Below are 14396 nucleotides of genomic sequence, written 5' to 3' on the forward strand. Positions count from 1 at the left end.
ATTCTAATCTACACGTCAACCCAGCATTTCATGCCCAAAACGGGCATTTCATGCTGGGCTTTCACATTGGGCGCCTCCGGCGCTGATCTCAAAATGCGTACCAATTCTTGCGTCTCCGGCGCGGATCTCAGAACCTATACAGCTTCGCCGGATTATCCACCAGGATTGCGTTGCGTCGGGCAACGTTTGGAAGCCAGGTCGCGAGCAGGTTCAACATTCGCCCATCATCAATCGGGAGCAGAGGGGAGACCTCTGTAGTCTCGCGAGCACTGGCGGTATCGGGATGTGGCCAGTCAGAACCCCATAGCACGCGCTCTGGATTGGCAGCGACAAACACCTTCGCCAATGGCGCTGCGTCCTGATAATCGGGAGCGCTCGATGCGCGATAGACGCCAGAGATTTTCACGTAGGCTTTCTCAGTTTGAAGCAGGCGCAACAAACTCGCCATCCCAGGCTGTTGCACTCCAAGAACGGCCTTAGCTCCGCCGAAATGATCGAAGACGATCGGGACAGTAGCAGCGGTAAGCTGCTTCTCGATCGCCGCCACTACGGGAAGACTCACAAACATCTGAACATGCCAGGGACGTCCGCCGATCTGCCGAAGCGCCTTTTGCAGGCGCTCTCGGGCAAACGCGGGATCATCCTGCCCGGCAGTTCCGAGGTTAATGCGAACCCCGCGAATCCCGCCGCGATGCATGCGGTCGAGTTCTGCAGAAGAAGTCTTCTCATCGATGACAGCAATGCCGCGAGCCCGTGGACCAAGCTGCTTGATTGCATCGAGTGTGCAGGAGTTGTCAGTTCCATAAACGCTCGCCTGAATGACGACCACGCGATCGATATGCAGTGCGCGATGCATGTTGCGCAGCTCGTCGACCGTGGCGGCCTCAGGCGTGTAGGTGCGAGTTGGAGTAAACGGAAAGCGCTGAGGATCGCCAAAGATGTGCACGTGGCAATCGCACGCGCCTGGAGGAACTTTGAAGTTCACCGGCGTAGTGGGTTGCGAAGCGCTGGCAAAGGCATCGGTTGCAGGTCCAAGCAGCGCTGTTGTTCCAGCAGCGGCAGCGGCGATGAGAAAGTCACGTCGAGTGGGCACAGGTTTGAATTCTATTGTGATCTCGGAACGGTTGAGGAGCACGAACCAAGTGAGCCAGCCCAAGCTTCATAGAAGCCCCGCTTTAGGTGTGTGGCACAGCCGCCCTCGGCTGTGGCTCTGCCGCCGCTGACACAGGCGAGGGCGCCTGTGCCACAAATGATCAACACATCCAAAACGAGCAAGCGATGGAATAATCTATAAAATCTTCTTCCCAAAAGCGGACATCGCCAACTCAACCGCCAGGTTTGCTGTCCGATTATGCTCGTCGATCACCGGATTGACTTCAACGATCTCGAGGCTGGTCATTCGGCCATGGTCAGCGATGATCTCCATTGCCAGGTGAGCTTCGCGATAGGTGGCGCCTCCGCGCACAGGCGTACCAACTCCCGGCGCGTCCTCGGGATCGATCCAGTCCATGTCGAGCGACACGTGATAGCCCGCCGTTCCGCGACCCGCCGTGCGCAGCGCCTCTTCCATCACCGTTCGCATGCCACGCTCGTCGATATCGCGCATGGTGTACACCTCGCTGATGCCCGCGCTGCGGATATTTTCCTTCTCCGCCTGATCGATGTCGCGCACGCCGATGATCACGGTATTTTCGGGCAGCACCTTGGGTGAGAAATCGTAGATGCGCGAGAGCTCGTCCTGCCACAGTCCAAGAATTGCGGCTAAAGGCATTCCATGTACGTTGCCGCTGGGCGACGTTGCCGGCGTATTGATGTCGCTGTGGGCGTCGATCCAGATGAGACCGATGCGCTGCTCCTGCTGGCGATAAAACTCGGCCACGCCGCTCACCGTTCCTGCCGCAATGGAATGATCGCCGCCGAGAACCACCGGAATCATTCCTTCCTGCAAGGTCTTTAAGACCAGCTCGGCCTCTTTCGTGCAAGTAGTCGCAATCTCCTTCAGATACTTCGCATGAGCATTGCCTTGTTTCTTGGTCTCCGCGATTGCGACGGGGATGTTGCCGCCATCCTCGACGATCAGGCCAAGCGACTCGAGCTTGGCCTCGAGTCCCGCCACGCGAACCGCCGAGGGACCCATGTCAACACCGCGCCGTGACTGTCCAAGATCGAGCGGGACACCAATGACACGAATCTTGCGCGCCGCGACCTGCGTCGGCGCGCTATGCGGGCGGGAGGGTAGCTCTTTTATGCGATCGATCATTAGTGTGATTTGGTTTAGAAAAGGGCATCGCCTTTATCCGTGCCGGGTGTGATTTTGTTAGGGAAGAGCACCGGCTTTAGCCATGCCGTTAAGAGCCGCCTCCTTCGTTCGCGGCTTCAGCCGCTGAGGTAAATAGGCGGGCAGGAGGAGGTCTCTTCCGTCAGTTCCCAATGTTATGAAATAAGTTTGATCGCTAATCGCAGACGGCAGTCTGATTGGCTTGCTCATCACTTACCTCAGCGGCTAAAGCCGAAAATACTGTTTGCGCCTATCCGGCACGGCTGAAGCCGATGCCTTCCCTAAATCGCCAATTGTCTAAGGATAAATCCGATGCAACATCCGCGGGAACGGAATCGTCTCGCGCACGTGTTCCAGAGCGCAAATCCAGGCCACGGCACGTTCGATTCCCATTCCGAAACCGGCGTGTGGAACACCGCCGTACTTGCGTAAATCCAGGTACCACTTAAATGCCGATTCCGGCAGGCCGTGCTCATGGATCCGCTTCAGCAGCAGTTCATAGGAACCCATGCGCTGTGAGCCGCCGATGATCTCCCCGTAGCCTTCGGGAGCTAACACATCGACGCACAATGCCAGCTCGGGACGCTGCGGATCGGGCTCCATGTAGAAGGCCTTCACTGCCGCGGGATAACGATGCACCATCACCGGTCGATCGAATTGCGAGGAGATATAAGTCTCGTCAGGCGAGCCGAAATCTCCGCCCCACTCGAACTTGCTCTCCAGCTTTCCTTCCGCAAAGCCTTTGTGCAAGAGCTGCACTGCTTCGTCGTAGGTGATCCGGGGGAATGGAGTCCTAACATTCGCGAGCTTCGAAACGTCGCGTCCTATGACTTGCAGATCGGCGGGACGGCGTTCCAGACAGCGCGCGACGATGAAGCTGATGAACTCCTCTGCAAGGTTCATAAGATCATCGAGCGTCGCGTACGCGACCTCAGGTTCGACCATCCAGAACTCGGTGAGATGGCGGCGCGTCTTCGATTTCTCTGCGCGAAACGTTGGGCCAAACGAATAGACCTTGCCCAGCGCCATCGCGGTGGCCTCGATGTATAGCTGGCCCGACTGTGTCAGATAAGCCTGCTCGTCGAAGTAGTCGACCGGGAAGAGCGTGGTCGTTCCTTCGCAAGCGGCAGGAGTCAGGATCGGCGGATCAGTGAGCGTGAAGCCGCGATCGTCGAAGAAGTCGCGTGCCGCCTTGATGATCTCAGCGCGTGTTCGCAGGATTGCTGCCTGTCGCGGCGTTCGCATCCAGAGATGGCGGTGTTCCATGAGGAAATCGACGCCGTGTTCTTTGAGTGAGATCGGGAAGGGGTCGTTCTCCGGCACCTTCTGCACGACTTGCACATCGCTCACGTCGAGCTCGTACCCACCCGGTGCACGTTTGTCGGCGCGAACTTTGCCTGTGACGATCACCGCCGATTCCTGCGTGAGATGTTTGATGTTGTCAAAAACTTCAGGAGGAACCGCCGCTTTCGGCACCACTCCCTGAATGATTCCGCTGCCATCGCGGAAGATCGGAAAGAGCAGTTTCCCGCTCTCGCGCAGATTGTAGAGCCATCCGCGAATGGTGACGCTTTGCCCTTCGCGCGTTCCGATTTGGGAGATCGTGGTTACGGGGGCTTCGCTGGCGGTGATTGGTTGTTCTTTGACTTCCATAAATGTCGAGACTCTATAGGATAAATCCGAGAATCTTTAGTTCCGCCATCCTCAGGCCCGATGTATTTCTGCCCTCCTGAGGCCCGCTGTTGGCCGAAGGAATCGTGACGGTGTAGGGAAGGGCACGACTTCAGTCGTGCCCTTCCCTACACCCCACGACCTCCGGTCGTGCCCTTGTTAAATCTGTCACGAGCTCGCGGTCGCGCCAGGCACCAGCCACTTATCCGCATAACCGGGAAGCGGCGTGCCCTCACACCATCTGCTTCTCAGCCTCGCGCAACGCGTTCTCCAACCGGCTGAAGCTTTCCGAAGCTCCCTGGGAAATCTCTTTCTGTGAATCTCCGGTAATCTCCAGCAACATTGCCGGCACATGCGGAGCGCTGCGCAGCAGTGCCATGGCTTCACTCCAATCGATTGTGCCTTCGCCGATCCACAGGTGCTCGTCGCGATCGCCGTGATTGTCGTGCAGATGGGTTGAGCGAATTCTCTCTTTCATCGTTTCGAAGCTGGCGCGCACGCCCATCCCGAAATGGGCGTGGCCGATGTCGAAGCAGAAACCTATGTCGTCAAAGTGAGCTGTATTGAGAATCTCGTTCAGGCGGTCGGGCTCCGTGATTTCGTTCGCGATGTTCTCGACCAGCACCATCACTCCGAGCGGCTTGGCGAAAACGCGCAGGTGTTCGAGTGCGGTGATGGCGTACTCCATCTTGCGCGGTTCCCACTGCTCTTTGGATACGCCGAGGTGCTGCACAAGAAACCGGAAGGGGACATGCTCGGCGAACTCGATGGCGCGCTTGGCTTCATCCATGGCGGCAACGCGCTGCCGCTTGTCGTTGTCCACCAGGTTCACTGCAGGAGCGATGTGGCGTCCGTAATCGGCTTCGCTATAGATGGGCGAGTGCATCGAGTGCAGCATGCCGGGATGCTCGCGGAACCAGGTCGAGAGTTCGCGAACGCGAGCGCGGTCCGTATAGTCGAAGTGCTCTTTCTGACAGAACAGTTCGATCGCCTGTGCTCCGCCGCGCACCATGGCTTCCAGGTAATTGATCTGCAGGCGTTCGCGCACGCGGACGTGTGTTGACATTGCCCGTAACATCAGAATCCCGCCGCCTTTCCGTAGCTGCTGCGGCGCTCATCGTGTCCGCCCAGGCGTTCTCCCGTTTTGGGATCAATCATGATGCACTCGGCATCGCCCCAGTCCGGATCCCGGTCGGGCTTTTCACTGCTCGGATCGCCAACGTGCAAAATCTGTCCTTTCTGCTGCAGGAGTTTAAGGGTATCGGGCGAGAACCGGTTGCCCTCGATGGCTGTGCGGTCGGGAAGCCATTGGTTATGAAAGCGTGGCGAATTTACCGCTTCCTGGATGTCGAGCCCGTAATCGATCACCCCCATGAGCACATTCGCGACAGTGGTAATAATGGTTGGTCCTCCCGGCGAGCCGAGCACGAGAAACAGCTTGTCATCCTTAGTGACAATCGTCGGCGTCATCGCCGAAAGCGGACGCTTGTTGGCGCCGACCGCATTGGCTGGTCCCTGGATCAGTCCATACATGTTTGGAACACCGACCTTTGCGGCGAAGTCGTCCATTTCATTGTTGAGCAGAAAGCCCAGACTTCCGGCCATTACCTTCGCGCCAAACGTGCCATTCAGTGTGGTGGTGACGGATACAGCGTTTCCTTCCTGGTCCACGATTGAGTAATGGGTTGTCTCGGTCGATTCTGGAGCTGCTGCCTTCGCTACTTTGTCCAGTTCATTGAACGTTCCGGCAGGCCGGCGCAGATCCTTGCTGATGCTCGCCCGACCGGGGTTGATCGATTCGCGCCAGGAGTTCGCGTACTTCTTGTCGATCAGTTGCGCGACCGGGACCTTGGCAAAATCGGGATCGCCCATGAAGTCGGCACGATCCATGAAAGCGCGACGATAGGCTTCGATGGTGAGGTGCATCGCCTCGGCAGAGCCGCCGCCTAATGAAGGCAGATCGAATTTCTCGAGCATGTTCAGGATCTCGATGAGTGCAACTCCGCCGGAAGATGGAGGCGGAGCGCTGTAAACGTCGTATCCGCGATAAGTGCCGTGAACCGCCTCGCGTTCTTTAACTTGGTAATTGGCGAGGTCCTGAGCGGTGACGATTCCGCCGCCTTTTTGAATTGCGGCGGCGATCTGCTTTGCTAATTCGCCGTGATAGAAGTTCTCAGGATCGGCGGCGATTCGCTCCAGCGTGCGCGCCAGCTCGGGCTGCTTGAAGACCTCTCCGGCTTGATAGAAATTTCCATCGCGCTGGAAGATGCGTCGCGATTCCGGAAACTCCGTGAGTCGTTTGCTCTGAAAGCTGCGGACGTACTCCCACGGTATGGGGAATCCATTACGTGCCAGGCGGATGGCAGGCGCCATCACCTTTTGCAGGCCTAGCTTCCCCCACTTTTTCTCCGCGGTCGCCATTCCCGCAACGGAACCCGGCACCCCGATGGCTTTGTATCCCAAGGTGCTCAAATCCGGGATTAGATTGCCTTGCTTGTCCCAGTACATGTCGACCGTGGCTGCCGCGGGAGCTTTTTCCCGATAGTCGAGAAAATGCAACTTGCCATCGGCCATGCGGATCAGCATGAATCCGCCTCCGCCGATGTTGCCCGCCTGCGGATGAACGACAGCTAATGCAAACCCGGTTGCAACCGCGGCATCGATCGCATTCCCACCTTGACGCATCATCTCTACACCGGCGTCAGTCGCCAGCGAATGCACGCTGACCACCATCGCCTTTCGGGCATGCGTCGGATGCATTCCGGCTAGGGCGCTCGTGATAAGGGTTAGCCAGAGTGCGATAAGAACTACGAAGTTGCGCCGGAGACTGGAACTCAAAGAAGCCTTCATGAGATCAAAGCAAAGGAGCTCGGAATGCGGACTGAAAAAGCTGCAAATTCAGACGCTTGCAGTCATTCGCGAGTGAACTTTGAGGCTAGCCCACGCTCTGGGCGAGAGTCAAACGGCCTTGCTATGCGGCGGCTCGCGAGTAACTGCTTGTGTACCCCGTAGAGATCTCTAAATTCATTGTTCTTCTTTAGGCTAGCGTATACTCAGCGACAATTTTGTGGACCTGGAGCGCACAAAGCTCGGAAAACGCAAGACTTTGAGTCCCAAAAACCACGGATTGAGCGGCCGGGCAGAATCGGAGTCATGGGGATGCGAGTGAAATTCTGGGGTGTCCGCGGCTCAACGCCGACTCCTCAGGCGGAGAATCTGCGCTACGGCGGCAATACGTCGTGCGTGGAAATCCGTATCGCTGGCCAGATGTACATCTTCGATTGCGGTACCGGCTTCCGCAACCTCGGCAAACATCTGCTCCAGGAATTCGCGCAGAAGCCGATTTACGCGCACGTTTTTCTTTCACATTTTCACTGGGACCATATCCAGGGCATTCCCTTTTTTGGTCCGCTGTATAGCAGTCCGGATAACTACTTTTTCTTTCATTCGTCGAGCCGCACGCGTGGGCTGCAACGCGCCATTGAAGAGCAAATGTCGGACCCATACTTCCCCGTGGACATGTCGGAGATGGCGGCACATCGCAATTTTTACGACATAGAAGAAGATCGAATCGCATTTGATGACTGCACGGTGCAGTCGATGTGGCTCAATCATCCGCAGGGATGCCTCGGTTTTCGCGTCGAAACCAACGATAAGGTCGTCGTTTATGCCACGGATAACGAGCCCGGACATCCGGTATTCGACAAAAATGTGCGTCAATTAGCCGAAGGAGCCGACGTCTTAATCTACGACGCGCAGTATTTGCCCGAGGAATATGAGGCCAAAAAGCGCGGTTGGGGGCACAGTCACTGGCGAGAAGCGGTGAATGTAGTGATGGAAAGCGGCGCCAAAGAGCTGATTTTGTTCCACCACGACCCTGATCATGATGATCTTTTGGTCGATAAAGTGGTGCAGCAAGCGCGGGAACATTATCCCAGAGTGCGCGCAGCGTCGGAAGGAATGGAAATTGAGCTCTAAATTCCGCGCACTTTCTTTCCCATTCCGCGGTCCATAGCGTCATTAGCAAGCCTGTCAGCATGTTGATTCTTAGCGCGCAAGACGTGTTCAATGGCAAATTTGTCGAGCTGACGGACGAGATTACGCGCTTTTTCGTACATCGGTTTCAGGTCTGGACTGTTCACACGATACTGTCCAGTCATCTGGCGAACCATTAATTCGGAGTCGCTAATCACCTTTAGGCCACGATAGCCGTGCGCAATAGCGTACTCAAGTGCCGCTAAAAGCCCCGAATACTCTGCAAAATTGTTGGTTTTGATCCCCAAATATTCGCTTAACTGCGCGATTGGCTTTCCATCAGCTGCACGAATGTAGGCGCCATAACCTGCAGGACCGGGATTTCCGCGCGCTCCACCGTCTACATTGGCTGTAATCCAGTCCACTGCTTGCGCAGAAGAAGGCGTCATAACCACAGATTCGGTCGTTTCGGGGAACAATGAAGGGGTATCAGAGCCTGGTTTGGATGACATTCCACGAGTGTACGTCAGCGTCCATCGGCCAGTCGTTCGGCAAGTCTTGGTGGTAAGCCGGCATCTAAAATCGTCTTTTGTGCACCCTCGATGTCATAGGGAAGCCGATAGAAGGTGACCAGAGTCTCATCCGTGTCGTAAAGCACAAAGCCGGCGCGCGGATCGCCATCGCGCGGCTGTCCAATCGATCCGGGATTGATAAGGTAAGTGCCGTCCGGCCGTAGCTTTAACTCGACGCGCTGGGGCAATTTAGGATCGCGAAACGCAGGTCGAATCGCGTGAATTTCCTCCTGCCGGAAGAATCCACCCTGTAAGTGCGTGTGACCAAAGAATGTGCACTGCGCTGCGGGATGCAGAAGTGGCTCGCTGGCTTCATGGACGTTGATGAGGTATTGATCTTCATCAAGCGGCGAGCCGTGCACACACGAAACATTTAGCGCGCTGTTGGGAGTGATCGGCCCGTGAGGCAAGGCCTTCAGCCATTCAAGATTCTCTGAAGTGAGCTTCTTTTTCGTCCAAATTGCTGCCATCGCGGCAACCGGATTGAATCCGGCGAGATCGCTTACGCCGGAACAGGCTTTGTCGTGATTGCCGCGCACAAAGACACTGCCTAGCTCCCGACAACGAGCGATCGCCTCGTTGGGATTCGCGCCATATCCGACAAGATCTCCCAGATTCCAAACCACATCGTAGGCGGGAAAGGCTTTTATGCAGGCATCAAGCGCCTGAATATTTGCATGGATGTCACTGATAATGAGAACGCGCATCGATGGGCGGAAACGGCATTGTACAGCCTGACGACTGTCGCCCTTCGAGCCCTACATTTGCGTTGCGCCTGGTTGCCACCTGTAACGACGTCCGTTCCAGTAGAGGAAGGAGTTGAACACTCCGGTTTCCTCCAGATCGATGTCGTCGATGGTCTTTTTCTTCCGTTCCATGTGTCCGATAGAAATGCGATCGAAGCTGACGTTGATCACTACAAACCGCTCTTTCGGTTCCTTCACCCGCCAGGCTTCCTTCCCGACGCCATGGATAATCAGCAGGTAACGCGATCCTCCGGGGTATTGTGACGCGAATTGCGAAGTGATCTTCGGATCACCAATGCCGAAGTATTCGCTGGCAGGATCGATCACACGAAACCGGCTCGAATCAGTTTGTAGAGCGTCGTGCGAAGTTACAACCACCGCGATGTCTTCGACGCCGTCGCCGTTGAAGTCTCCCGTGAGGATCGGAAAAGCGTGCGCAAGCACAAATTGCGGTCCGAACTGTGCTGAGATGATCGCTTGCACCTCATTCTTAGTGGAAGCTTCGGGCGCACCCTGCGCGATAAGATTTGCGCAAAAGCTCAGCACAGCAATGCAAACCGCAGTTTTCTTCATGCGCTTACTTTATCTCTCCGCCATGCCTTTTCTAGTGCTCAGCCTGAGTCACCAAAGCCGCAGTCCTGTTGTGCCCGTCAGCCGCTGCGTCTCACTTTGAGATTTCCTGAATTTTGTGGAAAACCTTGTGGGAAAGGTCGCCATGTGCTCCTCACGTCTTCTGATTTCAGCAATTTACACTGTTTGCATATTGTTCGCAGCAGTCTTAAACCGCTCGGAATCAGTCACTTGCAAGACAAATACTGCATGAAGTAAACTCTCATTACCTTAGTTTACAAAATGTGAATCGCAGCGGTTTTGCACATTGATAACGATCATTTCTGCCGATTTGGGACGAGAGATAAGGGAGATACCTCACCTCGCCAGCCATGGAATGCTCTTCCAATGGCGCACCAAGATCAATGCAAGAAGTGCGACGGCCAGCAAAATCAGCCCTTGCGCTTGTCTGCGCTCGGCGTTCACCGCTATCTCAGCTCACCGCGATCGGGGTTGTAATAGAAGCGAAATCGAAGCGCGAGGTAAGGCCCATTGAACTCTCTCGGCAGCGGGGGAAACGGATTGGATGCAGTGATCCCGCCCCAGGCAGCGCGATCGAGTGCCACATCTCCAGATGGAGAAATGAGTTTCATGCCTTCCACTGATCCGTTCTTGTCGATCACAAATTGGATTGCCAGCTTGCCCTGTTTGAACAACGGGGAGCGCGCCTCTTCGGGAATGAGGTTGTACCAGTTTCTTCGAACTTCCTCGAGCACTCTGGATAGATAGGGACCGAAGTCTACTCCCAAAGTGTCGCTGAGAATATCGACAGCGCCTTGCGCATTCGTGTTCGGTGTGAGCGGGCCGATGCCGTAGTCGCCTCCTCCCCCACCTCTTTGAGCAGCCGCTCGCGTAGCCTGTTCAATCGCCGACCCTGCTGACCCTGCAGAGCCAAAGACATTGCGATTTGGAGCTCGCTCCTGCGGCGGCGATTCCAACTTGGCAACAGTGTTGGAATTGTCTGCGGGCTTCTGCGAAGCTTGCGCCTGTTGCTGCTGTGCCTGCTGCGGAGGAGCGGCAGCAGCGCTTTGTTGAGGGGGCGGAGCCTGCACGCCCTGCAATCCAGGTGCTCCTCGTCGGCGGGCATTTTGAAGTTCTTCCAGCGTGTGACGATCAATCGTGGGACGTCGCGCCTGCGCGATGCGATTCTTGTCGGAGAGAATATTCGTCTTTGGCGCTGGCGTTGGCTTTTGTGTGTCCTGTGGAAGAGCGAGAAACCGAATGTCCCGGTCCTGCAGGTTCTCTGGGACAAGGACAACCTTTTCTTTCGATGAAAAGAGATCAGGAAAGAATTTCGGCTGGATGATGATCGCCAACACGATCAGCAGGTGGAGGACGACGGAGATCCACACCGACTCGCGCCATCGCGATCGTTCTCGTTCGTCTTCGAGTTCCTCTATAAGGAGGTGCAGTTCGGCGGGATCATGAGGCAGGTCGCGACGCAAGGGGCGTTCGGACGGCGGCTTAGGTGGGGCCTCAGTGACTGGCATTCGTACTCGATTTCCCTGACCCGATTGTTCTGGCTGCAAGGGCGTAGGTTCTACGATTGTCGCATTACTCCTCCGGGCATGCACTCGGGCCGCCGCCCTAACACTCACGAAAGTGAATAATTAGACGTGTACCCGCCGCGCAAAGTTACGCATACTGCTGGGTTTAACAGGCTGGAAAGTACTGCACCGTAAAGAAATGTTAGTGCTGGGACAGAAGCTAACGTACTAGTTGCGGCCCGAAGTCCATCACAATACGCGCGTCAACTTCAATAGCTTGGCCGTCGAGGCGGTACGGCGCATACACCCATTGGCGCGCGGCCCGAAATGCTTCAATCGCCAAAGCGCCATTCCCGCTAATCAGCTTCATGCTCTTCAGCCGACCGTCTTTTCCGATAGTCGCAGCAATCACGACAGAGCCGCGAATGCCCGCAGTCTTCGCGAATTGCGGGAATACGGGATTGACGCGACGAAGCAATCGACCCTTGGTTACCTGACTGGCAGGTAGCGAGGCGTTGAGCAGCTTCACTTGCGGCACATTGTTTGGCAGGAAGTACGTAGTGTCCACTCGAAATGGCGCGCGATCGGATGCGAGTAAAGATGGTGGCGCCGGTGTTGGTTCGGGTCGAAGCAAGTGCGCTGCCAACCCCGTCGTGAAATTGGATTCGACAGAGTCATCGCGAAGAACGGCTTTACGTACCAAGCTCCGATTCGGAACAGATGCACTTGCGTATGAGTTAACCGATAGCTCTGTAGCAACGACGGACGGCGATTCCTTCGGTTCAGCAATCGGTGCAGATGCAGCTGGCGCCGACTGCAATGTGGGTTGGTTCAGTCGAGGGGCTGCGGGGCGCCGATGAACGAAATGCCAGTTCATGTGATCGCTGAAGCCGAAACCACCAGCCAGCAGCAGCGCTCCAAAAAGCAAACACCGAGATTTCCAGCCTGAATACCCACGCGATTGGTCGTCCGGACGATCTTTTCCGAATGCGTCTTCGACTCTCCCAGACACACTTTGTGTCGGGATAACGTCAATCGACTCTTGTCGTGGATCGCCGTCAGCAAGCTCAAAGCCTGCCGGCACAAATGGAGCAGAGAGATTTTCAATTTGTGGCGGCGCAGCAGTGCCTTCGGATGCAAAGTCCGCAGCTTTACTTGCTTGTGTCGAAGCGGAAGTGAGACCTGGAACGGACGAAGTTCCGGAATGACTCTTATCGTAGAGGTCGCCGACGAGTTCCGCGATCGAACTCAGTAGAAGAACGTCGCCACCTTCGAAATTTCCCGGCGTAGAGGAAAATACTTCGGCAACGCCTACGACAGTGTCCTGTGTCGATACCACCGGAACGATGAGCAGAGAGCGAAAATCAAGCTGCCTGCAGACCTCAGGCTTCATTCGCGAATCGTGTTCCGAATCCGCCAGCGAAACAATATTCCCGGTGCGGTAGCACTCGCCGCTGAGGCCCCAATCGATATTGAGCCTGACGCCTATCTCGGGAGCACTCCCTGTGCTTGCGCGGCAGATCACATCACTACCTTCACGCCAGGCAATGGCTGCTCCTGTAGCTCTTGTGTGAAATGCCATTCGCTCCACAACCAGCTTGAGCGCAGCCTCAGTGGTCAGCGTTTTCGAAGCCAATTCGGTGCGCAAATCAGAAATCTCAAAATGGGCTCGGGACACGAGAGCGGAGAATGGGGGTATGTGGACAGTGGGCTCGGCCTTCTGACCAGGAGCCGGAGAGGGCTCTCTCTTCAACCACCGCTTCAGCGCCGCCGTCGAGTCAGGCTTGATGCGGGTAAAGCGCACGCCGACGCGTCCGGAATTATCGCACCAGGCGACCACTCCAGCGGCTTCGATTACGGAATTGGGATCGGGAAATTCGAAGTCGAAATAGGTAGTGGTGCCTGGCTCAATGCGCGAACTGCCGGAGACAGAGAGACCGCCTTCGCTGAGATCGTAAAGCCAGACTTCTTTTCCCGGCAGGAGTTCAATCGGCAGCGGCGCTTCCACTTTCTTGCGAAGAAACAGACGCTGTTCCACGAAGCCTGGCGGTTCAGGGACAATGGGGGAGTCAGGGTGCGGACTCAATCAGCTCCTCACGACGGGTTTATGGAAACTGTTTCGCCGAGGCCCACGCAGTCGGCGTTGCTGCAGGTGTGGTCGCGCGAGGCGCCGGCGTAGTGGCGTAACCTTGCGTGTCGCGGGATGCCGGGGCGGCAGGTGCAGCAGTGGTGCGAACCTCCGCGCTGTCGTCGAGCAGCTTGGCGGCAATGCGCAGAGCTTCCACTTCTTTCTGCACGCGTTCGAACTCGATTTCCTTCTGGCTAAGCAGTTCGTAGATGTCCTTCACTTCGTATCGCTCCTGATGAAGAGAAATCTTTTTCGACTACCTCGCATAATCCATCAGTTTTGTCTGAGAGTAAAGAAATAAGTGAACGCTACTCATAATTCGCGTCCAACCAGGAAAAAAATCTTCGCCACTTCCAATGGTTTGGGCTTCCGCGCTCCACCTCTGTACTTCGCTGAAGCTCAACTGGCTGCTTTCGGTAAGCCACTTGCGTAATCAGCCGAACGGAATTTCTGATTTACAGAACGCGGTGGCGCGACAATAGCTAGAGCAATGCCGAATCAACGCAGACTTTGAAATTCTTCCACGCTGACGCCAAGCTGTACGCAGGATCTTGAAGAATAGGGGAGGCCCGATTTCTCGCCCGCCATGCAGAGGTATCGTGACACTGCGCCGGTCTGGATGGTTCCAGCGCTCGTGGCTTCCCGTCTGCCAGGTCTTTGAAAACCCCAGTTTCCGCGCCACTCTTTGAAAGTCTCGAGCTGTGGCACTAGGCATTCACGATTTCAGTTGAATCGGCTGGAAGAGGAATACCTTTCTGGGAGTATTCAGCAATCATTTTGAATACCGCGCTCAATTCGTGCAAGGCTTCTTCCCGGGTTAGCATCAAAGCGTAGCAACCCGGGATTGCGGGAATCTCGGCCACCCACGTCCTCCTGTCGATAGAGGATCGTCCTGTAGTCTTCTAATTGCATATCCATAGTGGCAGGATC

At 56.0% G+C, this 14396-nt stretch carries 13 protein-coding genes and 1 pseudogene; 1 reads left to right on the forward strand and 13 read right to left on the reverse strand.

All coding sequences use genetic code 11. The features are described 5' to 3' along the window. Positions 1-127 precede the first annotated feature (127 nt). From DMG62_23215 to ggt, 5 genes are all read right to left on the reverse strand, one after another. A complete protein-coding gene (locus DMG62_23215; protein ID PYY20546.1) occupies positions 128-1093 on the reverse strand; it encodes a hydrolase in 966 nt (321 codons plus the stop codon). A 195-nt stretch (positions 1094-1288) separates the two neighbouring features. After that, entirely contained in the window at positions 1289-2260 is a 972-nt protein-coding gene (rocF, locus tag DMG62_23220; GenBank protein PYY20534.1) for an arginase, read from the reverse strand. A 315-nt stretch (positions 2261-2575) separates the two neighbouring features. Further along, on the reverse strand, positions 2576-3931 hold the full coding sequence (locus tag DMG62_23225; protein ID PYY20535.1) for an asparagine--tRNA ligase: 1356 nt from the start codon (positions 3929-3931) through the stop codon (positions 2576-2578). 250 nt (positions 3932-4181) lie between these two features. Further along, positions 4182-5027 (reverse strand): sugar phosphate isomerase/epimerase, encoded by an 846-nt coding sequence (locus DMG62_23230; protein ID PYY20536.1) that lies wholly within the window; start codon positions 5025-5027, stop codon positions 4182-4184. Then, positions 5027-6799, reverse strand: a complete 1773-nt coding sequence (gene ggt, locus DMG62_23235) for a gamma-glutamyltransferase (GenBank protein PYY20537.1) — start codon at positions 6797-6799, stop codon at positions 5027-5029. Before ggt ends, DMG62_23230 begins: the two co-directional genes overlap by 1 nt. A 303-nt stretch (positions 6800-7102) precedes the next feature. Here ggt and DMG62_23240 point away from each other — a divergent pair, with 303 nt between their 5' ends. After that, the gene (locus DMG62_23240) at positions 7103-7927 is read left to right on the forward strand and encodes an MBL fold metallo-hydrolase (protein ID PYY20538.1); all 825 of its coding nucleotides are present in this window, start codon (positions 7103-7105) and stop codon (positions 7925-7927) included. Here DMG62_23240 and DMG62_23245 read toward each other — a convergent pair. The 8 genes and pseudogenes from DMG62_23245 to DMG62_23280 form a co-directional block, all read right to left on the reverse strand. After that, the gene (locus DMG62_23245) at positions 7924-8373 is read right to left on the reverse strand and encodes a hypothetical protein (GenBank protein PYY20539.1); all 450 of its coding nucleotides are present in this window, start codon (positions 8371-8373) and stop codon (positions 7924-7926) included. The genes DMG62_23240 and DMG62_23245 overlap by 4 nt on opposite strands. Before the next feature lie 77 nt (positions 8374-8450). Then, on the reverse strand, positions 8451-9203 hold the full coding sequence (locus DMG62_23250) for a metallophosphoesterase (GenBank protein PYY20540.1): 753 nt from the start codon (positions 9201-9203) through the stop codon (positions 8451-8453). Between the two features lie 51 nt (positions 9204-9254). After that, entirely contained in the window at positions 9255-9815 is a 561-nt protein-coding gene (locus tag DMG62_23255; protein ID PYY20541.1) for a hypothetical protein, read from the reverse strand. A gap of 464 nt (positions 9816-10279) precedes the next feature. Next, the gene (locus tag DMG62_23260; GenBank protein ID PYY20542.1) at positions 10280-11341 is read right to left on the reverse strand and encodes an energy transducer TonB; all 1062 of its coding nucleotides are present in this window, start codon (positions 11339-11341) and stop codon (positions 10280-10282) included. A gap of 217 nt (positions 11342-11558) precedes the next feature. Next, the gene (locus tag DMG62_23265) at positions 11559-13424 is read right to left on the reverse strand and encodes a hypothetical protein (protein ID PYY20543.1); all 1866 of its coding nucleotides are present in this window, start codon (positions 13422-13424) and stop codon (positions 11559-11561) included. Between the two features lie 19 nt (positions 13425-13443). Beyond that, positions 13444-13686 carry a hypothetical protein gene (locus tag DMG62_23270; protein ID PYY20544.1) on the reverse strand — a complete coding sequence of 81 codons (243 nt, stop codon included), beginning with the start codon at positions 13684-13686 and terminating at the stop codon, positions 13444-13446. A gap of 278 nt (positions 13687-13964) precedes the next feature. Next, positions 13965-14181: pseudogene (locus DMG62_23275) on the reverse strand (hypothetical protein). Further along, on the reverse strand, positions 14174-14347 hold the full coding sequence (locus tag DMG62_23280; protein ID PYY20545.1) for a type II toxin-antitoxin system HicB family antitoxin: 174 nt from the start codon (positions 14345-14347) through the stop codon (positions 14174-14176). The pseudogene DMG62_23275 and the gene DMG62_23280 overlap by 8 nt, the downstream one beginning before the upstream one ends. Positions 14348-14396 lie beyond the last annotated feature (49 nt).

This window comes from Acidobacteriota bacterium (assembly GCA_003225175.1).
Classification (GTDB): Bacteria; Acidobacteriota; Terriglobia; order Terriglobales; family Acidobacteriaceae; genus Gp1-AA112.

Bases quoted from the DNA above. Each gene is read 5' to 3' on its own strand.
- rocF (PYY20534.1), bottom strand. From the start codon at position 2,260: ATGATCGATCGCATAAAAGAGCTACCCTCCCGCCCGCATAGCGCGCCG.
- DMG62_23225 (PYY20535.1), bottom strand. From the start codon at position 3,931: ATGGAAGTCAAAGAACAACCAATCACCGCCAGCGAAGCCCCCGTAACC.
- DMG62_23230 (PYY20536.1), bottom strand. From the start codon at position 5,027: ATGTTACGGGCAATGTCAACACACGTCCGCGTGCGCGAACGCCTGCAG.
- ggt (PYY20537.1), bottom strand. From the start codon at position 6,799: ATGAAGGCTTCTTTGAGTTCCAGTCTCCGGCGCAACTTCGTAGTTCTT.
- DMG62_23240 (PYY20538.1), top strand. From the start codon at position 7,103: ATGGGGATGCGAGTGAAATTCTGGGGTGTCCGCGGCTCAACGCCGACT.
- DMG62_23245 (PYY20539.1), bottom strand. From the start codon at position 8,373: ATGACGCCTTCTTCTGCGCAAGCAGTGGACTGGATTACAGCCAATGTA.
- DMG62_23250 (PYY20540.1), bottom strand. From the start codon at position 9,203: ATGCGCGTTCTCATTATCAGTGACATCCATGCAAATATTCAGGCGCTT.
- DMG62_23255 (PYY20541.1), bottom strand. From the start codon at position 9,815: ATGAAGAAAACTGCGGTTTGCATTGCTGTGCTGAGCTTTTGCGCAAAT.
- DMG62_23260 (PYY20542.1), bottom strand. From the start codon at position 11,341: ATGCCAGTCACTGAGGCCCCACCTAAGCCGCCGTCCGAACGCCCCTTG.